This window comes from Streptomyces sp. NPDC041129, assembly GCF_055592265.1.
Genome location: NZ_JBVIYV010000001.1, coordinates 1 through 25337 on the forward strand (window position 1 = coordinate 1; position 25337 = coordinate 25337).

14 protein-coding genes and 1 pseudogene are annotated in these 25337 nt (G+C 73.5%); 13 read left to right on the plus strand and 2 right to left on the minus strand.

All coding sequences use genetic code 11. From position 1 onward, the window contains the following. Positions 1 to 5538 (plus strand): amino acid adenylation domain-containing protein (locus tag ACZ6B1_RS00005; RefSeq protein WP_468773433.1); only part of this gene is annotated, 5538 nt, incomplete at its 5' end. An 83-nt stretch (positions 5539 to 5621) separates the two neighbouring features. Here the strand turns inward: ACZ6B1_RS00005 and ACZ6B1_RS00010 are convergent. Continuing rightward, positions 5622 to 6272: a DUF1707 SHOCT-like domain-containing protein gene (locus ACZ6B1_RS00010; RefSeq protein WP_468773435.1), complete on the minus strand. Its 651-nt coding sequence runs from the start codon at positions 6270 to 6272 to the stop codon at positions 5622 to 5624. A 245-nt stretch (positions 6273 to 6517) separates the two neighbouring features. Here ACZ6B1_RS00010 and ACZ6B1_RS00015 point away from each other — a divergent pair, with 245 nt between their 5' ends. From ACZ6B1_RS00015 to ACZ6B1_RS00045, 7 genes are read left to right on the plus strand one after another with little or no spacing between them, the layout of a single operon-like run. Then, the gene (locus ACZ6B1_RS00015; RefSeq protein ID WP_468773437.1) at positions 6518 to 7846 is read left to right on the plus strand and encodes a lysine N(6)-hydroxylase/L-ornithine N(5)-oxygenase family protein; all 1329 of its coding nucleotides are present in this window, start codon (positions 6518 to 6520) and stop codon (positions 7844 to 7846) included. Beyond that, positions 7846 to 8562 carry an FMN-binding negative transcriptional regulator gene (locus tag ACZ6B1_RS00020; RefSeq protein WP_468773439.1) on the plus strand — a complete coding sequence of 239 codons (717 nt, stop codon included), beginning with the start codon at positions 7846 to 7848 and terminating at the stop codon, positions 8560 to 8562. The genes ACZ6B1_RS00015 and ACZ6B1_RS00020 overlap by 1 nt, the downstream gene beginning before the upstream one ends. Further along, entirely contained in the window at positions 8559 to 10022 is a 1464-nt protein-coding gene (locus tag ACZ6B1_RS00025; protein WP_468773441.1) for an AMP-binding protein, read from the plus strand. Before ACZ6B1_RS00020 ends, ACZ6B1_RS00025 begins: the two co-directional genes overlap by 4 nt. A gap of 3 nt (positions 10023 to 10025) precedes the next feature. Then, positions 10026 to 11126 carry a malic enzyme-like NAD(P)-binding protein gene (locus ACZ6B1_RS00030; protein WP_468773443.1) on the plus strand — a complete coding sequence of 367 codons (1101 nt, stop codon included), beginning with the start codon at positions 10026 to 10028 and terminating at the stop codon, positions 11124 to 11126. A 10-nt stretch (positions 11127 to 11136) separates the two neighbouring features. Then, on the plus strand, positions 11137 to 11937 hold the full coding sequence (locus ACZ6B1_RS00035; RefSeq protein ID WP_468775978.1) for a thioesterase II family protein: 801 nt from the start codon (positions 11137 to 11139) through the stop codon (positions 11935 to 11937). A 43-nt stretch (positions 11938 to 11980) separates the two neighbouring features. Then, a complete protein-coding gene (locus ACZ6B1_RS00040) occupies positions 11981 to 12895 on the plus strand; it encodes a proline iminopeptidase-family hydrolase (RefSeq protein WP_468773445.1) in 915 nt (304 codons plus the stop codon). Next, entirely contained in the window at positions 12892 to 13836 is a 945-nt protein-coding gene (locus ACZ6B1_RS00045) for an ACP S-malonyltransferase (RefSeq protein ID WP_468773447.1), read from the plus strand. Before ACZ6B1_RS00040 ends, ACZ6B1_RS00045 begins: the two co-directional genes overlap by 4 nt. 20 nt (positions 13837 to 13856) lie before the next feature. On the opposite strand, the gene ACZ6B1_RS00050 is transcribed toward ACZ6B1_RS00045, so the two are convergent. Further along, positions 13857 to 14108 carry an acyl carrier protein gene (locus ACZ6B1_RS00050; protein ID WP_468773449.1) on the minus strand — a complete coding sequence of 84 codons (252 nt, stop codon included), beginning with the start codon at positions 14106 to 14108 and terminating at the stop codon, positions 13857 to 13859. 127 nt (positions 14109 to 14235) lie between these two features. Between ACZ6B1_RS00050 and ACZ6B1_RS00055 the strand changes: the two genes are divergently transcribed. From ACZ6B1_RS00055 to ACZ6B1_RS00075, 5 genes and pseudogenes are all read left to right on the plus strand, one after another. Then, positions 14236 to 15798, plus strand: coding sequence for an AMP-binding protein (locus ACZ6B1_RS00055; protein ID WP_468773451.1), 1563 nt, complete (start codon positions 14236 to 14238; stop codon positions 15796 to 15798). A gap of 78 nt (positions 15799 to 15876) precedes the next feature. Further along, complete coding sequence (locus ACZ6B1_RS00060) at positions 15877 to 17397, plus strand: class I adenylate-forming enzyme family protein (RefSeq protein WP_468773452.1); 1521 nt, start codon at positions 15877 to 15879, stop codon at positions 17395 to 17397. Further along, entirely contained in the window at positions 17394 to 17870 is a 477-nt protein-coding gene (locus ACZ6B1_RS00065) for a cobalamin B12-binding domain-containing protein (protein WP_468773454.1), read from the plus strand. Before ACZ6B1_RS00060 ends, ACZ6B1_RS00065 begins: the two co-directional genes overlap by 4 nt. Continuing rightward, positions 17867 to 19180, plus strand: coding sequence for a methylaspartate mutase (locus ACZ6B1_RS00070; RefSeq protein WP_468773456.1), 1314 nt, complete (start codon positions 17867 to 17869; stop codon positions 19178 to 19180). The genes ACZ6B1_RS00065 and ACZ6B1_RS00070 overlap by 4 nt, the downstream gene beginning before the upstream one ends. Before the next feature lie 52 nt (positions 19181 to 19232). Further along, a pseudogene (locus ACZ6B1_RS00075) lies at positions 19233 to 25253 on the plus strand (type I polyketide synthase); the annotation flags it as partial. Between the last annotated feature and the right edge of the window lie 84 nt (positions 25254 to 25337).

Below are 25337 nucleotides of genomic sequence, written 5' to 3' on the forward strand. Positions count from 1 at the left end.
GGCCTGCTCCGCCACCTCAACCCCGACACCACCCCCACCCTGGCACAACTGCCCACCGGACAGATCGGCTTCAACTACCTCGGCCGGTTCTCCGGTGCCGAGATGCCCGAGAGCCTGCGTGGTCAGGGGTGGGCGCCCGTCGCGACGCTGGAGGGCGTGTCCGCCGAGTTCGACGCCGACATGCCCCTCGCGCACGCCCTCGACATCAACGCGGTCGTCACCGACTCCGTCGAAGGGGCCTCCCTGCAGGCGACGTTCGCCTACGCGACCGGCGTCCTGGCCCGCGACGAGGCCCAGGCGCTCGCCGATCTGTGGGTGGAGGCGCTGACCGGTCTCGCCCTGCATGCCGCCGCCGACGGTGCCGGCGGACTCACGCCGTCCGACCTGCCGATGGTGTCCCTGTCCCAGCTGGAGATCAATGTGCTGGAGGCCCGCCACCAGGACGTGATGGACGTCTGGCCACTGACGCCCATGCAGTCGGGTCTGCTGTTCCACGCGATGCTTGCCGGCCGCGAACTGGACCCGTATCAGATGCAGTTCGCGATGCACCTGGACGGCGTGGTCGAGCCGGCCCGGATGCGGGCGGCCGGGCAGGCGCTGCTGGACCGGTATCCGAACCTGCGGGTGGCGTACGGGTTCGGCTCGGACGGGGAACCGGTGCAGATCGTGCCGGCCCGGGTCGAGCTGCCGTGGGAGGAGATCGACCTGCGGGACCTGCCGGAGGGCGAACGGGAGGACCGGCTGCTGGAGTTGCTGGCCGCCGACCGGCGGGACCACTTCGACGTGCTGGCGGCACCGTTGGTGCGGATGAAGCTGATCCGGATCGGCGAGCGGCGCTTCGAACTGGTGCTGATGGCCCATCATCTGCTCTTCGACGGGTGGTCCACTCCGCTGCTCATGCAGGACCTGATGGGCCTGTACGTCGAGCACGGGGACGGTTCGGCGCTGCCGAGGGCCCGGAACTACCGGGACTTCCTGAAGTGGCTGACCCGGCAGGACCGCGAGCTGTCCGCACGCACCTGGGCGGACGAGCTCGCGGGCGTGACGGAGCCGACGCTGCTAGCTCCCCGCGCCCGGCAGGCGGACACGGACGGCGGTATGGGCCGCTATCAGGTGGGTCTGTCACCGGAGAGGGCAGCGGAACTGATCCGGCGTGCCGCCGAGTTGGGCGTGACCGTCAACACGGTCGTGCAGGGGGCCTGGGCGATTCTGCTCGCGCAGCTGACCGGTCGTAGCGACGTGCTGTTCGGTATGACCGTCTCCGGCCGCCCGCCCGTCGTGCCGGGCGTCGACGCGATGGTCGGACTGTTCATCAACACGCTTCCGGTACGGGTCCGTCACCAGCCGGGTGACTCGTTGGCCAAGGTGCTCGCGGATCTGCAGGACAGGCAGGCGGCGCTGCTCGACCACCATCACCACGGTCTCGTCGACATCCAGAAGGCCACCGGCCTGTCCTCCCTGTTCGACACCATCGTCGGCTTCGAGTCCTACCCGGTCGACAAGGAGGCGCTGACCCAGCCGATCGGTGACTCCGGGCTCACCATCAACCGGTCGACCCCCGTGGACGGCACGCACTATCCGCTCACCCTGATGGCGGCGCCCGAGCCGCTGCGGATGTCGCTCCAGTACCAGCGGGCCGTGTTCGACCCGGCCACCGTGGAGCGGATCTCCGAGCGCTATGTCCGGGTGCTGGATCAGCTCATCACCGACCCGTCCGTGGCGGTCGGCTCGATCGACGTCCTCACCTCCGCCGAGCGCGTGCTCGTGGTGGAGGAGTGGAACGACACCGGGCGGCCGGGGGCCGACACCACACTGGCCGGTCTGTTCGAGGCCGTCGTGGCGGCGTCGCCGGACGCGGTGGCCGTCACGGACGGAGCCCGGTCGCTGACCTACGCCGAGCTGGACGCCCGTGCGGGCGTACTCGCCGCCGAGCTGGCCGAGGCCGGGGCCGGTCCCGACCAGGTGGTCGCCCTCGCGACGCGGCGCTCCGTCGACTACGTGGTGGGGCTGCTGGCCGTGGTCAAGGCCGGGGGCGCCTACCTGCCCATCGACCCCCAGTACCCGGGGCCGCGGGTGGCGTTCATCCTGGACGACGCCCGCCCGGTGGTGATCCTCACCGACCGCGAGACCGACGCGAGGCTGCCCCGGTCGGAGGTGCCCAGGCTCCACCTCGACGCCGAGCGGTCCGCCGAGTCCCGCCCGGGCGCGGACCGGCGCCCGGTCCCGCTGCCGGAGCACCTGGCCTACGTCATCTACACGTCCGGTTCCACCGGTGTGCCCAAGGGCGTCGCCATCACCCACCGCAACGCCGCCGACATGGCCCTGCACGGCTGGCCCGAACCGGGCGGCCGGACCCTGCTGCAGTCCTCCATCTCCTTCGACGCGTCGGCGTTCGAGACCTGGCCGGCCCTGCTGGGCGGCGGCACCCTGGTGATCGGCCCGGCCGACGCCGGTGACGTCGACGCGCTGGCCCGCGTCGTCGAGGAGCAGCGGGTGACCGCCCTGTTCGCGGTGCCGGCGCTGCTGGAGATGCTCGCCGCGGACGATCACGAGCTGGTGTCCCTGGAACGGGTCGTCACCGGCGGGGACGCGGTCTCGGCGCGGGTGATCGAGGAGTTCCAGCGCAGGCACCCCGGAGTCGACGTCGTCAACGCCTACGGCCCGACCGAGATCACCGTCGACGCGACGTACCACACCGTGTCGGATCCGGAGCGACTGCGCTCCGGGGCCGTACCGATCGGCGCGCCGCTGCCCAACACCCGTGTCTACGTGCTGAGTCCGGGACTGGTGCCGGTTCCGCCAGGTGTGGTCGGTGAGCTGTACGTCGCAGGTGCCGGGGTGGGACGCGGGTACCGGGGACGGCCGGGACTGACGGCGCAGCGGTTCGTCGCCGACCCGTTCGACCCGGCCGGCGGCCGGCTGTACCGGACCGGCGACCTGGTGCGCTGGAACGACGACGGCGAGCTGGTCTTCGCCGGGCGCAGCGACGACCAGGTCAAGATCCGCGGCTTCCGGATCGAGCCGGGCGAGGTCGAGTCGGTGCTCGCCGGGCACCCGGCCGTCGGGCAGGCCGTGGTGGTCGCCCGGGACTCCGAGGCCGGCCCCGGGACCCGGGACCTGGTCGGGTACGTCGTACTGGACAAGGAGGCCTCACTGGTCCGCCGGGAGACGGCGGAGGAGGAGTCGGTCGGCCAGTGGACGGAGGTGTACGACGACCTCTACGCCCACAAGGAGGCGTACATCGCCGAGGACACCGGACCCGAGACGGCGGCGCCGGAGGTCGAGTTCGGTGAGAACTTTCAGGGCTGGCACAGCAGTTACTCCGGTGCGCCGATCGCGCTGAGCGAGATGCGGCAGTGGCGGTCCGCGGCCGTCGACCGCATCCGGGCCCTCGCCCCGTCCCGGGTGCTGGAGATCGGTGTCGGTTCGGGTCTGCTGCTGGCCCCGCTGGCCCCCGAGGTGGACGAGTACTGGGCGCTGGACTTCTCGCGCGCCACCATCGAGTCGCTCAAGAACCAGATCAGGGCGCTGGACGCGCCCTGGGCGGACCGGGTCAGGCTGGAGACCCGGCGGGCCGACGACATCGACCACCTGCCGGCCGGGCACTTCGACACCATAGTCGTCAACTCGGTGGTGCAGTACTTCCCCAACGCCGGCTACCTCATCGACGTCATCGGCAAGGCCCTGAAGCTGCTGGCACCCGGCGGCGCCGTCTATCTCGGCGACATCCGCAACCACACGCTGCTGCGCGAGTTCGCCACCGAGGTGCAGTTGGCGCGCGCGGACGCCGGCACCACTGTGGGGCAACTGCGGGAACGGGTGCGGCTGGAGATCCTGGCCGAACGGGAGCTGCTGCTGGCCCCGGAGTTCTTCACGGCCCTGCCCCGGCTGCTGCCCGAGATCGGCGCGGTGGACATCCGGCTGAAGGACATGGACGCTGCCAACGAGCTGAGCCGGTACCGCTACGAGGTGGTGCTGCGCAAGGAACCTGCCGAGGTGACCTCGCTGGCCGGTGTCTCGCCGGTCGCGTGGGACGGGTTCGGCTCGCCCGAGGTGCTGCGGCGGTTCCTGACCGAGCAGGGCCCGGAGAGCGTGCGGGTGAGCGGCATCCCGCACGCCGAGGTGCAGCCGGTGACCGACACAGTCCACCGGCTGGACACCGCCGCGGGGCGGCTGCCCGCCGCCGAGGTCCAGCGGCCCGACGGCGACAAGGCGACGCTCACCCCGGGCGACCTGCGCCGGCTGGGGGAGGAGCTCGGCTACCGGGCCGTCGTCACCTGGTCGGCCGTGCCCGGCCGGATGGACGCGCTCCTGCTGCGGACGGGTGCGGAAATTCCGCTCACGGACGTCTTCCTGCCGGCCGGTCCGGTGACCGTGCTGTCCGAGCACGTCAACGACCCGGACGCCGCGGGGCGCGTCGACGACCTGCGCCGCTTCATGGCCGACCGGCTGCCCGACTACATGGTCCCGGCGGCGTTCGTCGTGCTGGACCGGCTGCCGCTGATGCCCAACGGCAAACTCGACAAGGCCGCCCTGCCGTCCCCGGTCATCACCGGCAACGCCTACCGGGCACCGCGCACCGTGGAGGAGGAGGTGCTCGCCGGTGTCTTCGCGGAGGTGCTGGGCGTGGACCGGGTCGGCATCGACGACGACTTCTTCGCGCTCGGCGGGCACTCCCTGCGGGCCACCCGGCTGATCGGCAGGATCCGGGGCGCCCTGGGCGTCGAGGTCCCGCTGCGCGCCGTCTTCGAGTCGCCGACGGTCGCCGGACTGACCGCGTACCTGCGGCCCGGAGCCGGTACCCGGAACGCCGATCCGTTCGCGGTCGTACTGCCGCTGAAGGAAGACGGCACCCGCAATCCGGTGTGGTGCCTGCACCCCGGCGGCGGACTGAGCTGGGCCTATCTCGGCCTGTCGGCGAGCTTCCCGGACCGGCCCGTCAACGGCGTCCAGGCCCGCGGCTTCGACGGGGTGACCCCGCTGCCCGAGTCCATCGACGCGATGGCAGAGGACTACCTGGAGCAGATCCTCGGCACCCAGCCGGACGGGCCGTTCCACCTGCTCGGCTACTCGTTCGGCGGCATCCTGGCGCACCTGATCGCGGTGAAGCTGCGCCGGCGGGGTCTCGAGGTCGGCATGCTGGCTCTGCTGGACGCCGCCCCGCGGGACGGCGCGGACGCCTACGAACGGGCCGACTACGAACGGCTCATGCGTGCCGAACTGGAGAGGTACTTCGGTGCCATGCGCGGCGGCGACGACTACCTGCAGATGATCGACGTCGCCACGGCGATCATCACCGACCATCACGAGAAGCTGCAGTCCTTCGTCTCCCCGGTGTACGAGGGCGACGCCCTGCTGTTCACGGCGATGCTCGGGCGTGGACCGGGCGACTCGACCGGACGGGAGAAGTGGCGGGCGCACATCACCGGCACCCTCACCGAGCACGAGGTGGCGTGCACCCACCACGACATGCATCTGCCGGAGAGCGCCTCGTTCATGGGCGCGATCATGAACAGGGAGCTGGACGGCCGCGCATGACGGGGTGAGCGCGGGGCGGTGAAGCGCGACGAGGTGGGCCGGACGCCCGGCCCACCTCGTTGAACCTCGCGCGGAGAGCACCGCTAGTTGGCGAGGCCCCTCCGCTGCCGCCTGAGCAGCCGGCGCTCCTGGGCCGGGGTCAGTTCGTGCACCACGCGGACGCTGCCGCAGACGGCGAGCCCGGTGACGTTGATCCGGTGCCTCGCCGAATATCCGGTGTTCACCCGGTCCTGTTTGAATCCGCCGAGGACGCCGGTGCCCTCGACATGCACCTCGACGTCGTCCGGGACGACGATGTAGACGGTGCCGATCCACGAACTGACGTGAATCTCGGTCTCCGACCCGGTGAATTCCGCCTCACGCAGATCGATCACTCCGGAACCGATGACGGCGGTGCCCCGGTATGAATCACCCACCGTCCAGCGTCCCTTGCGGACGAAATCACTGAGAACGCCGGTGTCCTTGCCGACGGAGGCCGTGCGGCGGCTCCACCGGACCGGTTGCAGATCCTTTACGACGGCGTCGAGTTCACTCCTGGACCGGGCGCTGTAGACCACTTCCAGACGCTGTTCCAGCTCGTCCGGCGAGACGCGTCCGTCGGCCGTGGCCTCCTGGAGGACGGCGGCGGCCCGTTCACGGTCGGCGTCCGAGGCCCGCAGATCCGGCCGGGCGGAAAGGGGCTTGCTTTCGGGAGAATCGTCACGCGATTCTCCGGAGGGCTGAGGGGAGTCCATGGATCGGAGCATACGCTTCCGCCGACGGCCGGAGGTGACCCTTGAACAGCTCTTACCCAGAAGGAAGTTGACGCCCGAACGACCTCGTCGTCCGCGTCCCGGCGCGCCCCCTAGTGAGGACGCGGGCGCCGTTCCCCGGCGGTCGCGGACCATCCTTGACCGCCGTCGCGGCCGGGTCCTACCGTGAACGAAATTGACGACGGGAGTAATGGTCCATGCGAGCTGACGGAGTAAAAACGCATGACGTGGTCGGAATAGGTTTCGGACCCTCCAATCTGTCGCTCGCGACCGCTCTCGACGAACTCGGCGGGGAATCCGGCGGCCCGGCGATCGACGCGGTATTCCTGGAGAAACAGCCTGCGCTCGGCTGGCACCGGGGAATGCTGCTCCCGGGCGCGAAGATGCAGATCTCGTTCCTCAAGGACCTGGTCACCTTCCGCAATCCCGCGTCGCCGTACAGCTTCGTCTCCTATCTGCACGCCAAGGGCCGGCTGGCCGCCTACGCCAACCGCAACGAGTTCTTCCCGAGCCGCCGGGAGTTCCACGACTACCTCGAATGGGTCGAGGCCAGGTTCACCAAATACGTGACCTACAACTCCGAGGTCGTCTCGGTGCAGCCGCTGCGCGACGACCACGGCCACGTGGACCAGTTGCGGCTGCACGTCCGGGAGACCGGCTCCGCGGACACCACCCGGGTCGTGCAGGCCCGGAACATCGTCGTCTCCACCGGCCTGGTGGCACGGATGCCGGACGGCATCGGACACGGCCCCGGGGTGTGGCACAGCTCCGAGTACCTCACCAGGTTCCAGACGCTGGACGCCGCCCGGGTGCGCAGCGTGGCCGTGGTGGGCGCCGGGCAGAGCGCCGCGGAGATCGCCCGGCACGTCTACGACAACCTTCCCGACGCCGACGTGTACGCGATCCTCTCCCCGCTGGGCTACACCGTCGCCGACAACACCCCCCTCGCCAACCAGGTCTTCGACCCGGCCGCCGTGGACGACTTCTACTTCTCCTCCGACCGGGCCAAGGACGCCGTCTGGCACTACCACCGCAACACCAACTACTCGGTGGTCGACGACGAGTTGATCCGGGACCTGTACGAGCGCCAGTACGCAGACGAACTCGGTCGCAGCACGCGGCTGAGGTTCCTCAACCTCAGCCGCGCGCAGTCCGCCGAGACCTTCCACGGCCGTACCCGGGTCGCCGTCCAGTCACTGCGCTCGGGCGAGGTGGACCAGCTGGACGTCGACCTGCTGGTGTGCGCCACCGGATACGACCCGATGGACCCCGCCGCCATGCTCGGTGAACTCGCCGGTCTCTGCCTGCGCGACGAGCAGGGGCGGCTGCGGCTCGACCGTGACTACCGCTTGGCGACGAGCCCCGAGCTGCGCTGCGGCATCTACCTCCAGGGCGGCTCCGAGCACACCCACGGCCTGTCGTCCTCGCTTCTGTCCAACATCGCCGTCCGCAGCGGCGAGATCGCCAACTCCCTGGCCCGCTACTGCGCACGCCCCGCGGCCGAGGCGGACGCCGTGGCCGGCCGCACCGATCTGTCCGGCGTGAAGGTGGTCTGATGCTGATTCCCCCGATGTACCGGCCGCGCAGGGCGAGCGACGTCGTCGAGACCGTCCGCCGCAACCCGCTCGCCCTCCTCGTCTCGGGCGGCGACCGCACCCCGTACGCCACCCACGCGCCGATCGTCGTCGAGCGGCTCGCCGAGGCGCCCGGAGCGGAGGAGCCGCTGGCCGGAGCCACACTGCTGGGCCACATGAACAGGACGAACGACCATTGGGGGGCGCTCCAGGACGGCGCGGACGTCCTGGCCGTCTTCCAGGGGCCGCACGCCTACGTCTCCCCGGCCGCCTACGACAAACGCCCGGCTGCCCCGACCTGGAACTTCATCACCGTGCACCTGCGCGGACGGCTCGAGCCGATCGCGACCGGAGGGGCGACCCTCGACGTCGTCACCGGCACCGTGCGGGAGTTGGAGAAGGTCGCCGGCACCGGCTGGGACATGACCGGCTCGCTCGACTACTTCCGGAAGATCCAGCCCGGCGTCCGGGCGTTCCGCGTGCACGTCGAGTCGGTCGAGGCCATGTTCAAGCTCAGCCAGGAGCACACCCCCGAGGTCCGCCGCTCGATACGCGACCACCTGTCGGCGAGCGGCACCGGACTGAGCCGGGAGCTGTCGCAGGCCATGTGGGACGAGGAGTTCGCGCCCGGCGACCCGGGCGACGGAGCCCCGCGCGCCTCCGGGGCCGGCGAGCCGGTGGGAGCGGCCGACCGATGACGGACCAGCACACGCCGTACGGCGAACTCCCCACCAGCCTCGGCGCCTTCGTCCGGTCACTCCCCGGCAGGGGGCAGGCCGTGCTGATCGACGACCTGAGCGCCGAACCCGTCGGCACCGAGGCACTCGCCGGGCACGTCGCCGCCCTCTGCGGCACGCTGCGCGCGGCGGGCGTCGAACCCGGCGCGACCATCGCGGTCCGCGTCGGCCACGACGCCGCGTCGGTCGTGGCCCTGCTGGCGGCGGCCGCCTACGGCGTGGCCGTCCTCGCCGCGGCGGACGCACCCGCACTGCCAGCCGGACCCTTCGACATCGCCGCCCTGCTCACCACCGTGCCGCCGGCCGGCGACGACGCACCCGTCACCGTCGACGTGTCCGACCTGACGGCGCTCAAGCCCGGCGACACCGACGCGGTGCCGGAGCGGAGCCCGCGGGACCCGGCCCTGCTGCTGTGCACCTCCGGCACCACCGGCGACCCCAAGTGGGTGCGGCTGTCCCAGCGGAACCTCATCGCGGCGGGCACCTTCATCGCCGGATCGCTTGCGCTGACCCCGGCCGACCGCGGACTGTCGATGATGCCGCTGCACCACGGGCACGGCATCACCGCCGGAGTGCTCGCACCGCTGCTCAGCGGCGGCGAGTTCGTCATCGTCGACTCCAAGGACCTGGTGTTCCTGCAGGAGGCACTGCGCTGCCGCATCACCTGGTACTCCGCCGCGCCCACCCTGCACCGGTCCATGCTCGTGGCCCGGCGCTCCTGGCCGGACTGGTTCGACGGCTTCCGCCCCCGGGTGATCCGCTCCACCTCCGAGGCCCTGCCCGCCCCCGAAAAGGCGGCCCTCGAAGCCGAGTTCGCGGCGCCCGTGATCGAGGCCTACGCGCTGACCGAGGTCCCCGGGCACGTCTGCACCCAGACCTACGGCACGCGCACCGAACCCGGCTGGATGCCCCCGCAGACCGGCGTCGAGGTGCGGACCGTCGACGCGGACGGGCGGCCCACCGAACCGGGCGTACAGGGCCGGATCCAGGTCCGCGGACCGAACGTGATGCTCGGATACGTCGGCCACGAACCGGTGCCGCCCGGCGGCTGGTACCCGACCAGCGACATCGGTGTGCGCCGCCCCGACGGCACGCTGGCCGTGCTCGGCCGCGACTCCGACGCCATCAAACGCGGTGGCGAGACCGTCGTACCGTCGGTCGTGGAGTCGCTGGTCGAACAGCACCCCGACATCGAGCGGGCCCGCGTCTGCGGCATGCCCGACGACAGCCTCGGCGAGCGGATCTGCGTGGCCGTGATCAGCGGGCGCGGCCCGTCCGGGGCCGATCTGCTCCTGCGGGAACTGCGCACCATGCTGCCGACCAACCTCACCCCGTCTCAGCTCCGGGTCGTCAAGGAGTTCCCCGGCAGCACCGGCGGGAAGATCAGACGGAGCGACCTGCGTCCGCTGTTCGCGGAGTAGGCCATGGCCCCACCGAGCCGGCGGCCCGGTCCGGCGCGCACCGCGCCGGGCTCGCTCGCCGACACCACCCGCGAGGTGCTGCGCCTGGCCGCCCGGCACGGCGACCCCGCCCGGCGGTCCACGGTGCTCGTGCTCAGCGACGGCTCGTCCGTCCTGAGCCGCGGCGACCTCGGCGCCCGCGCGGTGCGCCCCGTACTGGAACGCAAGTGCGCCGTACTGGAACGCGCCACCGGGATGAACGCCCTCCCGCTCGCGCTCGCCCGCGCCGAACCCGCCGCGTACGCGGACACCCTGCGCCTGCTGCGGCCGAACTACGACGCGATCCTCCTCGCCGACATCGCCGCCCCGCACTGCTTCGAACTGCAGCGGCTGCTCACCGCCCCGCACCACGGCTGCCCCGTCCTCCACGACGACCAGCACGGCACCGCCGTCATGACCGCCGCCGCCGTGCGCACCGCGGTCGCCCGGTCCGGCCGCTCCCTGGGCGACGTGTGCGTCGTGGTCGTCGGCGCCGGCGCCGCCGGATCCACCACCGCCCGGCTGCTGCACCACCTCGGCGCGGGCGAGGTACGCGTGGTCGACTCCACGGGCCTGCTGCACCCCGGCCGCGCCCGCCTCACACCGGAGAAGGCGGAGCTGGCCGTGCTGACCAACCCGGGCGGGCTGCGCGGACCGCTGGGCACGGCGCTGGACGGCGCCGATGTGTGCGTGGGCCTGTCCGGCGCCCCGATCGCGGCCGCGGACCTGGCGCGGATGAACCCCAAGCCGGTCGTCGTCCCGCTGTCCTATCCTGACGTCGAGGTGCGGTACGAGGACGCCGCAGCCCTCGGCGCGACCTATCTGCCCGCTCTGGAGAACGATCTGAGCAACAACCTGGCCACGCCCGGTCTGCTGCTGGCCGCCTGTCGGCTGGGACTGCGGCAGCCGGCGATGCGCGACCTGGCGACCGCCGCCGACTGCCTGGTGTCACTGTCGGCGGCCCGGCCGGACGCGCCACCCGAAGCCCCGCCGCTGTCCGGCGCGGACCTCGGGCGGACCGCGCGGGCGATCGCGCGCGCCATCGCCGACGACCGGGCCGCTTCCGCGGCCCTTCCCGAAAGGTGAGTACGTGACGATGCCAGCGCAGGACCTGTGGTTCCGCCGCTACCATCCGGCGCACGCCCCGCGGGCCACGCTGTTCTGCTTCCCGCACGCCGGCGGCTCGGCCAGCTACTACCACCCGATGTCCAAGGCCCTGGCACCCGAGTTCGACGTCCTGGCCGTGCAGTACCCGGGGCGCCAGGACCGCTACGGCGAGCCCCTGGTGCCCAGCCTCGACGCCCTGGCCGACGCGATCCACACCGCGATCACGCCGCATCTGCGGGGACCGGTCGCGTTCTTCGGGCACAGCATGGGCTCGGCCGTCGCGTTCGAGGTGGCGCGCCGCCTGGAGAGCGCCGGACACCCGGCCCCCGCGCTGCTGTTCGCCTCCGGGGGCCGGGCCCCCAGCCGGGTCCACGACGAAGGCGTGCACCGGCGCGGCGACGCCGGCATCATCGCCGAACTGCGCGCCATGGGCGGCACGGACGCCCGCGTGCTCATGGAACCGGACCTGCTGGAACTGGTGCTGCCCCCGCTCCGCAACGACTACCGCGCCATCGAGAGCTACCGCCGGCAGGCGGACGTCCGCATCGGCGCCCCGATCGTGGTCATGTCCGCCACCGACGACCCCCGGACCACCGAGGAGGAGGCGCGGGCCTGGCACGGCCACACGACCGCCGGCGGCTCCGTCCACCTGTTCCAGGGCGGCCACTTCTACCTGGAGAGCCAGGGCGCACGCGTCGTCGAGGTGATCGGCGGCACGCTACGGGACCACCTGGCCGGCCGGTACCGCCCCGAAGTACGTGCCGGACAGGGCGCCCTGGGACACCCCTAAGGGGCTGGTGCCGCCCCATGCGACGGCGCTAGACATGGGCGCCATGACAGCGACGGCCAAGGTGCCCAGCACCAAGGGACGGGTGCCCTTTCGCGACCACGCCACCTGGTACCGGATGACCGGCAGGCCCGGCGGCGGACGCCCGGCCCTGGTCGTCGTGCACGGCGGCCCCGGCAGCACCCACGACTACCTGCGGAGCCTGGCCGGGATCGCCGTGGGCGGCTGGCCGGTGGTGCACTACGACCAGCTCGGCAACGGCGGATCCACCCATCTGCCGGACAAACCGCCCGAGTTCTGGACCCCGGAGCTGTTCCTCGACGAACTCGACAACCTGCTGACCCGCCTCGGGCTCGCCGACGACTACGTGCTGCTCGGCCAGTCCTGGGGCGGCATGCTCGCCGCCTGGCACGCCGCCGGACGCCCACCGGGACTGCGCGGCCTGATCGTGGCCGACGCGCCCGCCTCCTACCCGACCTGGCGCAGCGAGATGGAGATCCTGCGCGCCGCGCTGCCGGCGGGTGTCGACGAGGTGCTGCGCGCCCACGAGGCCGCCGGGACCACCGGCTCCGCCGAGTACACCGAGGCGATGCGCGTCTTCTACCGCAGGCACGTCTGCCGGCTCGACCCGTGGCCCCGCGACTACGACGCCTCGTTCATGGAGGTCGTGAACGACCCGACCGTCTACGCCGCGATGAACGGTCCCAGCGAGTTCCATGTCACCGGCTCGCTGCGCGACGTCTCCATCGAGCACCTCCTGCCCTCGGTCGCCGTGCCCACCCTGGTCCTGTCCGGCCGGTACGACGAGGCGACCGAGGCCGTGGTCCGGCCGTACCGCGAACTCGTACCGGGCGCCCGGCACGTCGTCTTCGAGGAGTCCAGCCACCTGCCCCATCTGGAGGAACCGGAGCGGTTCTTCCGAGTGCTCGCCGAGTTCCTCCTCGGCCTGGAGAAGGGATGACCGGCATGGATGCCGAACGGACCGGCACCGCCGCGGTGTTCCCCGGCATGAACCCGGTGCGCTACGCCGACCTCGCCCGGTTCCTGGTGGTCAACCCGGTGGCCCGCCGGCTGCTCGCCGAGGCGGACGGCCGGCTCGGCCACTCGGTGCTCGACGGCCTGGAGCACGCGGAGGGCGACTACGGCGAACACGCCCAGGTGGCGTTCATGGTCACCTGCGTCGCGCTCGCCGAGTGGGCGCGCACCGAGCTGGGCGTCGAGCCGGACGCGGCCGCCGGGCCCAGCTTCGGCGGCAAACCCCTGACGGCGTTCAGCGGATCGCTGCCGTTCGAGGACGCCGTGTGGATGACCGCGGAACTCGCCCGCTGCATGGACGAGTTCTTCGCCACCCAGTGCCAGGACGTCGTCACCCACTCGTTCGTCCGGATCACCGCCGGACAACTGGAGGAGATCCGCACCGAGCTGGACGCGGCCGGCCAGTGGAGCGACATCGCCTGCCACCTGGACCGCACCATGTTCATGCTGTCGCTGCGGGAGCGGAACCTGGAGTGGCTGGACAAGAAGATCCGCAGCCTCGGCGGCATGTCGCTCTACACCATGCGCCCGCCCCTGCACTCGGCGTCCTTCGCCGGGCTGCGCCGCATGGCGGAGGACCGGGTGCTGGGCGGGCTGGAGTTCGCCGACCCTACGCTCCCGGTCGTCTCCGACCAGGACGGCGCCGTGCTGCGCACCGGGGACGCCGTCCGCGCGATGCTGCTGGACTCCGTCGTCCGGCCGGTCCACTGGCCCATCGCCGTGGACGCGCTGCGCGAACTGGGCGTCGGGCGGGTGTGCGTGTGCGGGCCGGACGGTCTGTTCGGGCGGCTCGCCCGCACCCGGGAGAACTTCGAGGTGATCGCCGTCGACCCGAGACTGGCGCTGCGGCCCCCGAACCGGCGCTGAGCGCGGCGCCGGCCCGGGGATCAGGCGGAGGCGGGGGAGTCGAAGGACGCGGAGAGCGTCTCCCACAGCACCGCCGGGGTCCGGAAGCTGTCCAGGCTCAGCGCCTCCTCCCGGAACCGGACCTGGAACCGGCTCTCCAGGGCGCCGAGCAGCTCCACGGTGGCCAGCGAGTCCAGACCGTAGTCGCGCAGCGGGGCGTCCGGCCGCAGCGGCTCGTCGTCCGGCAGGTACGGAAGGAACTGCCGGACCGTCTCCTCGAACTCTTCTCGCATGTCAACTCCAGGCTGGTCGGGCGCCCTCGGCGCGCGTCGGCTGCCGCAGCACGCTAGCCCGGCCGGCCCGCGCCTGCCGACCCCTACCCTCGCCGGCCGCGGCCGGCCGACCCGACGGAGGACCGCGATGAACCGACCGGAGCCCAGCGGCCTGTACGCGCGCTTCCTGCGCGGCCTCGAACGCTCCCCCGAGGGGACCGCCGTCCGGACGGCCGGCCTGCGGATCACCTACCGGCAGGCCCATGAACAGGCCCTGCTGTGGGCCGGGGCCCTGACCGGGCAGGGGGCGCGCACGGTCGGCGTGCTCGCCGGGAAGAGCCCCACCGCCTACACCGGTGTGCTGGCCGCGCTCTGCGCCGGAGCGGCCGTCGTACCGCTGCGTCCCGACTTCCCCGCGGCCCGCAACAGCCGCATGCTCACCGCATCCGGTGCCACCGCCCTCATCGTCGACGAGGAGGGCGCCAAGACCCTGGGGGCGCTGGCCGAGGCGGGCGGCAGCGCCCTGTCCGGCCTGCACGTCCTCGCCCCGGACGGCGCACCGGACGACCCGGCGCCCTTCGCGGTACTGGCGGCCGACCCCGCACACGCACTCCGCGGACCACGTGAAGTCGCTCCCGAGGACACCGCGTTCATCCTCTTCACCTCCGGCTCCACCGGCCGCCCCAAGGGCGTGGTGGTCACCCACGGGAACACCGACCACTACTTCCGGCTGCTCGACGAGCGCTACGACTTCACGCCCGACGACACGTTCTCCCAGGCCTTCGACCTGAACTTCGACTGCGCGCTGTTCGACCTCTTCTGCGCCTGGGGCGCGGGCGCGACGTGCCTGGCGATCCCGCCCGCCGCCTACCGGGACCTGCCCGGCTTCCTCACCGAACACGGTGTCACCGTCTGGTTCTCCACACCGAGCGCCATCGACCTGGTGCGCAGGATGGGCGGCCTGACCCCCGGCGCCCTGCCCGGCCTGCGCCGGAGCTTCTTCGCCGGGGAGGCCCTCCGGTGCCGGGACGCCCGCGACTGGCAGGCGGCGGCGCCCGGATCGGCCGTCGAGAACCTGTACGGGCCCACCGAACTGACCGTCACGATCGCCGCGCACCGCTGGGCGGGCCCGGACTCCGAGGCCCTGGCCGTCAACGGCGTCGTGCCCATCGGCACCGTGCACGAAGGCCACCGGCACCTCCTGCTCGGCGACGACGGCCGGCCGGCGGATGACGAAGGAGAACTGCTCATCACCGGGCCCCAGTTGGCGCGAGGTTATCTCGACCCCGCCGACGAGGAAGGCCGGTTCCTGTACCTGGACGGCACCCGCTGGTACCGCACCGGCGACCGGATCCGGCGCACCGGCGACGGACAGCTCGCCTATCTGGGCCGGCTCGACTCCCAGGTCCAGGTGGCCGGCTGGCGCATCGAACTCGGCGAGGTCGAGCACGCGTTGCGCGAGGCGGGCCTGCCCGACGCGGTGGCGGTCGGCGCCGAGGGGCCGGCCGGAACCGTCCTCGTCGCCTTCTACACCGGACCCGCGGTCGCCACCGCCGACCTCGTCGGCCGGCTGCGGCGGCTGCTGCCCGACGGCGCCGTCCCCCGGCGCTTCCACCACCTGGACGAACTCCCGCTGAACGCCAACCGCAAGACCGACCGCACGACCCTCACCACCTGGGCCTCGCAGCTTCTCTCCGGGCCGGGCCGATAGGGGTTCCTAGGGGGTGTGTCCGGCCGAATCGCCACGCTAGCTTCGGCCGACCCGACATGCGTGGCGCGAGAGGCGGACATGGAAACCTTTGACCCTTCCCCGCGCGGCCCCCTCGTGCACACCCTGCTGGACGACGCGGCGGCCGAACGGCCCGACGCCCGCGCGGTGCGGGACGCGCGCGGCGGATGGACGTACCGTGAGACGGCCCGCCACAGCCACGCCGTCGCCGCCTGGCTGCGCGGCGCGGGCGTCGGCCCGGGGGACCGGGTGCTGGTGCAGTGGCCCACCGACCGCCGGCTGGCCGCCCTGCTGTACGGCGTCAGCCGCGCGGGGGCCGTCCTGGTCCCGGCCAACCCCGACACCCGGCCGTACCAGCTCCGGGCCATCGTCGAGAGCGCCGAGCCCCGTCTCGTCCTCACCGCCGGCGAACGCGACGTGGTGTGGAAGGAGATCGAGGACCTGCTCGACGCCGGCCCCGTGCCGGAACCCGACGGCGTCACACCGGACGACCTCGCCTTCCTCGTCTACACCTCCGGCAGCACCTCCGTGCCCAAGGGCGTGATCGAGCCGCACGCGCAGGTCGTGTTCGCCACCCTCGCGCTCGTCGCGGAACTCGGCTACCGGCCCGACGACGTCGTCCTGTGCCGGTTCCCGGTGTCCTGGGACTACGGCCTGTACAAGGTCCTGATGTGCGCCGCCGCCCGCTGCGAGATCGTCCTGGCCGGCGAGGAGTCGGACCTGACCCTGCTGCGCCGGATGCGTGAGGTCGGCGCCACCGTCGTCCCCGTCGTCCCCTCCTTCGCCACCATGATCGGCAAGCTCGCCGACCGTGAGCCCGGGCCGGCCGGCGGCAACCGGGTCCGGCTGTTCACCAACACCGGCGCCGCGCTGCCGCCGTCGACCGCGGACCGGCTGCGCGAGGCGTTCCCCGGCGCCGTCGTGGTGCGCCAGTACGGGCAGACCGAGTGCAAACGCGTCTCCGTCATGCCGCCCGCCGAGGAACATGAGCGGCCCGAATCGGTCGGCCGCCCCATCCGCGGCACCCGGGTGCTGATCCTCGACCCCGACGGCACCGAGGTGCCCACCGGGGAACTCGGCGAGATCGTCGCCACCGGACCGCACGTCATGCCCGGCTACTGGCGGGCACCGGAGATCAGTGCCCGCACCTTCCGCACCGACCCCGCCACCGGCGCCACGAGGCTCCACACCGGCGACTACGGACGGGTCGACGAGGACGGCTACCTGTACTTCCACGGCCGGGTCGACGACATGTTCAAACGCAAGGGCATCCGGATGAGCACCCTGGAGATCGAGGCCGCGGCGATGGACATCCCGGGAGTACGCGCCGCCGGGGTCGTCCCGCCCTCCGCCGGCCGCGACCTCGCCATCTGCGTGGAGACCGACCTCGCCCCGCACACCGTGCTGCGCGAACTCTCCCAGCGTCTCGAGCCGTTGAAGGTGCCCTCGCTGTGTCACGTGGTCGACGCGTTCCCGCTGACCGCGCACGGCAAGAACGCGACGAAGGAACTGGCCGCCCTGCTGGACCGGGTCTTCGCGGACCGGGCCCGGCCGGGCTCCGGCGAGGCCGCCCCCCGATGACCGGCGCCGTCACCGCGGCCGCCGGCCGACCGGCCGGCCCCCGGAACACCACGGCAGGCACCCCCGTCGTCGTGGTCAGCAGCCTGGCCTCGGACGCCCACACCTGGAACCTGGTCTTCCTGCAACTCCTCATCGAGGAGGCCGGGTTCGACGTGGTGAACCTCGGACCGTGCGTACCGGACGACCTGCTGGTCGCCGAGTGCCGCGCCCGGCGCGCCGCGATGGTGGTGATCAGCAGCGTCAACGGACACGGCTACCAGGACGGGATGCGGGCGGTCGCCCGGCTGCGGGACTGTCCCGAACTGGCCGGGGTGCCCATCGTCATCGGGGGCAAGCTCGGAGTTTCCGCACACGGCCGCGCCGAGCGCGCCGAGGCCCTGCTCGCCGCGGGCTACGACGCCGTCTACGACGACACCGGCGGCACCGAGTCCTTCCGCGGCCTCCTCGCCTCGCTCACGGCGGTCACGGCGTGAGCTTCGGCGCGTTCGTCCGCCGGCACGCCGCGGCGGGCGAACTGGTCGTACAGCCCCGCACCGGCTTCGGCGACCCGGCCGGGATGCGGTCCTGCCTCGCCGCCGTGCGCGAGGCCCGCGCGACCACCGCCGGCACCATCACCCTCGACAGCTACACCCGTCTCGGCGACCTGGAATCCGCCGGCCGGGCCCTGCGCGAGGGCAACCCGCTCAACGGCTACCCGCTGCTCAACCACAGCACCGCCACCACCACCGCGATGCTCGACGGCCTCGCCGGCCCGGACTTCCCCGTCCAGGTACGGCACGGCTCGGCGAAACCGCTGGGCATCGTCCGCGGCATGATCCGGGCCGGGCTGTACGCCACCGAGGGCGGCCCGGTGTCGTACTGCCTGCCCTACGGCCGCACCCCGCTCGCGGAGTCCGTCCGGGAGTGGGCCACCGCCTGCGAAGTGCTGGCCGCAGCGGGGGAGCCGGGCACCGAGCCACAGCTCGAGACCTTCGGCGGCTGCCTGATGGGGCAGCTGTGCCCGCCCGGCCTGCTGGTCGCCGTCAGCGTCCTGGAGGCGATGTTCTTCCGCGCCCACGGCCTGCGTTCGGTGTCGGTCAGCTACGCGCAGCAGACCAGCACCGCGCAGGACGAGGAGGCCGTCCGCGCGCTGCGCCGGCTGTGCGCCGAACTGCTGCCGGACACCGACTGGCACGTCGTCGTCTACGCGTACATGGGGATGTATCCGCAGACCCCCGCCGGCGCCCTTGAACTGCTCGCCGAGGCGGCCCGCCTTGCGGTCGCCACCGGCAGCGAACGGCTCATCGTCAAGACGGTCGCCGAGGCGCACCGGCTGCCGACGGTCGCCGAGAACGTCGACGCCCTCGAACTCGCCGCCCGCGCCGCCGCCGAGGCCGCGCACGCCGGACCGCCGGCCGCGCCGGCCGGTGACGGCGGCGAGACCTACGAGGAGGCGCGGGCCCTGATCGACGCGGTGCTCGACTGCGCGCCCGGCATCGGCGACGCGCTGGTCGCCGCCTTCGGACGCGGGCTGCTCGACATCCCGTTCTGCCTGCACCCCGACAACGCGGGCCGCGCCCGCAGCTACCTTTCCGCCGACGGCCGCCTGCGCTGGTCCGACATCGGTTCCATGCCGCTGACCGGCGCAGTGGAACCCCGGCCCGGCGGCGAACGGCTGACCGCGCGGGACCTCATGGCGGCCCTCTCCCACGTCCAGCGGACGTTCGACGGAAAGGCGCTGGAAGGGCCCGACGCCCCCTCCGCCCTGACCCCGGCTCCCGACCGAGCCCCGACCACCTGGTGAGGATGACGAAGGAATGACCGAGACCGCCTCCACCGAGCAGCTCGTCGGGGCCCTGCGCCGTTCCGTGCTCGACAACGAACTGCTGCGCCGGGAGAACGAGCGGCTGACCGCCGCCGTGTCCGAACCCGTCGCGGTCGTCGGCATGGCCTGCCGCTACCCGGGCGGCGTCACCTCCCCGGACGGACTGTGGGACCTGGTCGCGTCGGGCACGGACGCCATCGGAACGTTCCCCGAGGACCGCGGCTGGGACCGGGAGGCGCTGTACTCGCCGGTGCCGGGCACACCCGGGACCACGTACTCCTGCGAAGGCGGATTCCTCTACGACGCCGCCGACTTCGACGCGGACTTCTTCGGTATCTCCCCGCGCGAGGCACTAAGCATGGACCCCCAGCAGCGGCTGCTGCTCGAGACCTCCTGGGAGGCGCTGGAACGGGCCCGTATCGTCCCGGCGTCCCTGCGCGGCAGCCGCACCGGTGTGTACGCCGGGGTCATGTACCACGACTACGGCCCCGGAAGCAGCGACGGCAGCCTCGTCTCCGGGCGTGTCGCCTACACGCTGGGGCTTGAGGGCCCCGCCCTGTCGCTGGACACCGCCTGCTCGTCCTCGCTGGTGGCCCTCCACGTGGCGGCCCAGGGCCTGCGCCGCGGCGACTGCTCACTGGCGCTGGTGGGCGGGGTCACCGTGATGACCGAGCCGGACATGTTCGTCTACTTCAGCGGCGAGCGGGGACTGTCCTCCGACGGCCGCTGCAAGGCGTTCTCGGCCCGGGCCGACGGCGTCGGCTGCGCGGAGGGCGCGGGCGTACTGGTGCTGGAGCGGCTGTCGGACGCGGTGCGGGCCGGGCGCCGGGTGCTCGCGGTGATCCGCGGTTCGGCGGTCAACCAGGACGGCGCCTCCAGCGGGCTCACGGCCCCCAACGGACCCGCGCAGCAGCGCGTCATCGCCGCCGCCCTCGCCGACGCCCGCCTGACCCCGGACGACGTCGACGCGGTCGAGGGCCACGGCACCGGCACCCGACTGGGCGACCCGATCGAGGCGCAGGCGCTGCTGGCCGCGTACGGCAGGGGCCGGGACGCCGAGCGGCCGCTGTGGCTGGGATCGGTGAAGTCCAACATCGGGCACACCCAGGCCGCGGCCGGCGTGGCCGGGGTGATCAAGATGGTCCAGGCGTTGAGGCACCAGGTGCTGCCCCGCTCGCTGTACGCGGACGAACCCACGTCCGAGGTCGACTGGACGTCCGGCGCGGTACGGCTGCTGGCCGACGCGGTGCCGTGGCCGCGAGGCGGGCGCCCGCGACGCTTCGGGGTGTCCTCGTTCGGGATCAGCGGCACCAACGCGCATGTCGTGGTGGAGGAGCCGCCGGGGGACGGGGCGGACCCCGACGTTCGTGAGGAGGGTGTCCCGAGAGGCGGCGCCGCTGAAGCCGGGCCGGCGGACGAGGTGTCCGCGTGGCTGGTGTCGGGACGTTCGGTGGCCGCCCTTGCGGGCCAGGCACGGGCGCTGGCGGACTGGGTGCGGGAGCGTCCGGGGTTCCCGGTGGCGGCCGGGGCGCGGGCGCTCGCCGCGACCCGGTCGGTGTTCGAGCACCGGGCGGTGGTGTCCGGCCAGTCCGCCGGTGAACTGCTGGCCGGTCTGGACGCGTTGGCCGCGGGGCGGGACGCCCCGGGCGTCGTGTCCGGGCGCGCCGGTGCGGCCCGGCCCGTGTTCGTGTTCTCCGGACAGGGCTCGCAGCACCCCGGCATGGGAGCGGGGCTCGCCGCCCGCCACCCGGTGTTCGCGCAGGCCTACGCCGAGGTCTGCGCGGCCTTCGACGGATTGCTGCCCCGGCCGCTGGCGGACGTCGTGGCCTCCGGTGACGGACTGGACGAGACGGTCTTCACCCAGCCCGCCCTGTTCGCCCTGCACACCGCACTGGCCCGGCTCCTGGAGTCGTTCGGCGTCACCCCGGCCGCGGTGGCCGGGCACTCCATCGGCGAGCTGTCCGCCGCCCATGTCGCCGGCGCCCTCGGCCTTGCGGACGCCGCCCGCCTGGTCGCGGCCCGCGCCCGGGTCATGCAGGTCCTGCCGCCCGGCGGCGCGATGGCGTCGGTCGCCTCGGACCGGGAGACGGTCACGGCGATGCTCACCGGTGGCACCGTTCAACTCGGCAGCGGAGGCGGCGTGGTGAGCCCGGGGTTCCCCGGGGCCGACATCGCCGCGGTGAACTCGCCGCGTCACACCACCCTCTCGGGCGCCGCCGAAGCCGTCGCGGCGGCGGTGGAGTTCCTGTCCGCGCACGGGGTGCGCACCTCGACGCTGCCGGTGTCCCACGCGTTCCACTCCCGGCTGATGGACCCGGCCCTGCCCGCCCTGGCCGAGGCGGCCGCAGCCGTCGCGTGGCAGGCGCCGGCGATCCCGGTAGTATCCAGCCTGACCGGACTCACCCTGACCACCGAGGAGTTGGCGGACCCCGGACACTGGACCCGCCACGCCCGTCAGGCCGTCGACTTCCCCGCCGCGCTGACGACGCTCACCGGCGCCCACCGTGCCACCGCGCTCGTGGAGCTGGGCCCCGACCGCACCCTGACCACGCTGGCCGGCCACTTCCTCGACACCGCCCCGGACCTCGACGTCGCCGCGATCCCGGTGCTCCACCCCGCACAGGACGAGACCGGGACCCTCACCACGGCCCTGGCCCGCCTGCACGTCGCCGGCGCCGCCGTCGACTGGCTCCCCGCCCTGCCCCGGGCCGGCGAGCCGGACGGCGCGGACCCGGCCCTGCCGACCTACGCCTTCCAGCGCCGCCGCCACTGGCTCGGCACCGCCCCCGCCCGCACGGCCGGACTGGACGCCACCGGGCACCCGCTCCTGCCCGCCGTCACCACCCTCGCCGGCGACGGCACCCTGCTGCTCACCGGCACGCTCACCCCGCACGCCACCCCCTGGCTCACCCACCACTCCGTCAACGGCGAGCCGCTGCTGCCGGGCACCGCGCTCGTGGAACTGGCCCTGCACGCCGCGGGCCACACCGACACCCCGCACCTGCGCGAACTGACCGTGCACACTCCCCTCACCCTCAACGAGGGCCGGCCCACCACCCTCCAGATCCACACCGGTACGCCCGACCCCGGCACCGGTGAGCGTGCCCTGCACGTGTTCTCCCGCCATACGCCCGAGGGCCCTTGGACCAGGCACGCCGAGGGAGTGCTGGCGCAGGGTCCCGTGCCCGGTTTCGCGGACGTCGAGGTCCACGCGCCGGGTAACTGGCCGCCCTCCGGCGCCCGGAGCGTCGACGTGAGCGAGGCCTACGCCGAGTTGGCCGCTCAGGGACTCGGCTACGGCCCCTCCTTCCAGGGCCTGCGGGCCGCATGGCACCTCGGTGACGACGTGTTCGCCGAAGTCGCCCTGCCGGACGGCGTGGACACCACCGGGTACGGCATCCACCCGGCGCTGCTCGACGCCGCCCTGCACGCCGCCGCCCTCGTGGACGACGACGCCCGGCCCGGACGTCCGCTGATCCCGTTCTCCTGGGACGAGGTGGTGCTGCACACGCCCGGCGCGACCACCCTGCGCGTCCGGGTGCGCCGCACCGGCCCCGGCACATCGGCGATCACCTGCACCGACGTCCTGGGCACGCCGGTGTTCTCCACCGGGACCCTGGTGGCCCGGCCGGCGCAGACCCGCCCGGGCGGCCCGGCCCCGGTGCCGAACCAGAACCTGCTGGAGGTGTCCTGGGTGCCGGCGACGGGGCCCGACGCCGTGGCCCCGGCCCCGGCCCCGCTCGGCCGGGCGGTCGTGGGCCCGTCCGTGCCGGCGTTCGCCGGGCCGGCGCACGTACCGGTGTATCCGACGCTCGCCGCTCTGGCGGACGCGCTGTCCGGGGGCGCGGCGGAGCCCGAAGTCGTCGTCGTCCCGTGCCTGACGGAGGACGCGGCCGCCGGTCCGCCCCCCACCGATCTGCCGGCCGCCGTCCATGAGGCGGCGCACGGCATGCTCGCCCTCGTCCAGGCGCGGATCGCCGACGAGCGCCTCGCCGGGTCGCGTGTCGCGGTCGTCACACGCGGCGCGGTGGCCGTCGCCGGTGGAGAGGCGCCGAGCGATCTGGTCGGGAGCGCACTGTGGGGACTGGTGCGCAGCGCGGAGGCGGAGAGCCCCGGGACCTTCGTCCTCGTCGACGTCGACGGGCCGGTGGACGCGGCGCTGTTCGACGCCGCGCTGGCCACCGGCGAACCCCAGGTCGCCGTGCGCGCCGGTCGCCTGCTCGTCCCCCGTCTCGCGCGTCCCACCGCCCTGGTGGCACCGCCCGGCACCGAGCACTGGCGGATCGCGGCGCCCTCCGCGGACGCGCCCGAGGGCGCGGCCCTGGTCGCCGCCCCGGAGACGGCGCTGCCTCTGGAGCCGGGGCAGGTGCGGATCGGGGTGCGCGCGGCGGGACTCGACGCGCCCGATGCCTCGGTGGGCGCGGGATACGTCGAGGAGGTGGGGCCCGGGGTGACGCGACTCGCCCCCGGCGACCGCGTCCTGGCGCTGCTGCCCGGTGGCGCGGGGCCCGTCGCGGTCGCCGACCAGGGGCTGGTGACCCGGCTGCCGGGGGAGTGGTCGTTCGCCGCGGCGGCGGGGCTGCCCGCAGGCCGGATCCGTACCCTGGCCGGGGACCCCGGGCAGCTGTTCGAACGCGCCGGCGCGGGGCCGTCGGCCCCGTACCTCGGAGATCTCGGACGCGCCGCCGACGCGGCGCCGGCCGAGGGGACGGGGAAGCCGGTGCTGCACGTCCCCCGGCGGTTCGGCCCGGACGACACGGTCCTGGTCACCGGCGGCACCGGAACGCTCGGCGGGCACGTCGCCCGGCACCTGGTGACCGCGCGGGGCGTACGCCGGCTGATCCTCGCCGGCCGCCGTGGGCACGACGCGCCGGGCGCGGCCGAGATCACCGCCCAGCTCTCCGCCCTCGGTGCTGAGGCGCGGGCGGTGGCCTGCGACGTGGCCGATCCGGACGACCTCGCCGCGCTGCTGCTCGCCATCCCGGCCGGACAGCGGCTCGCCGGTGTGGTGCACCTCGCCGGGGTGACCGACGACGGCGTCGTGGCGGCGCTGACCCCGCGGCGGATGGACGCGGTCCTGCGGCCCAAGGCCGACGCCGCCTGGCATCTGCACCAGCAGACCCGAGGCCTCGACCTCGACATGTTCGTGCTCTTCTCCTCCGGCGGCGGCACGCTCGGCGCCCCCGGCCAGGCCAACTACTCCTGCGCCAACGCCTTCCTGGACGGCCTGGCCGCCCACCGCCGCGGCCTCGGACTGCCCGCCCAGTCGCTGGCCTGGGGCCTGTGGACGGGCCAGGGCATGGCCGAGCGGATGTCCTCCACCGACGTCGCCCGTATGGCGGGCTCGGGCGTCGGCGGTCTCTCCGTCGAGGAGGGCCTGGAGCTGTTCGACCTCGCCCTCGCCGCCGGGGGACCCCAACTGCTGCCGTTCCGGCTGGACCTGGCGGCCCTGCGACGGCCGGACGCCCACGTCCAGCCGATGTTCCGCGCACTGGCCGGCTCACCCCGCCGGCCCGCGGCCGGCGGGGTGGCTCCCGGTGACGCCGCCGCCCGGCTCCGCGAACGCCTCGCGGGACTCGACACCCGGGAGGCGGAGCGGGCGCTCGCCGAACTCGTCCAGGCCCATGTGGCCGCCGTCCTCGGGCACGGCTCGCCGACGGCGGTCGGGCTCGACCGGCCGTTCAAGGACGCCGGGTTCGACTCGCTGACCAGCATCGAGCTGCGCAACCGGCTGGCCACCGCCACCGGGCTGCGGCTGCCCGCCACCCTGGTCTTCGACCACCCGAGCGCCGCCGACGTCGCCGCGCACCTGCGGAGCCTGCTGCGGCCCGACACCGGGCCGGAGCGGGAGCCGGACGGCGACGAGACCTGGCTGCGCGACCTGTTCACCCGCATACCCCTGCAACGGCTCCGCTCCAGCGGCCTGCTGGACGGCCTCATGGGCCTGGCCGGAGTGGCGGGAGCCGACCGGTTCCTGGTCGTGGACGACGCCGACATCGACGAGATGGACGCCGCCGAACTCATCGACATGCTGATGACCGACGACGACTGACCGGCCCCTAGGCACCCCTATCCGGGCGGCCGCCGCGGGTCCGCGCCCGACCGGTAGGGGTACCACGGCTTTTCGCCGCCGACC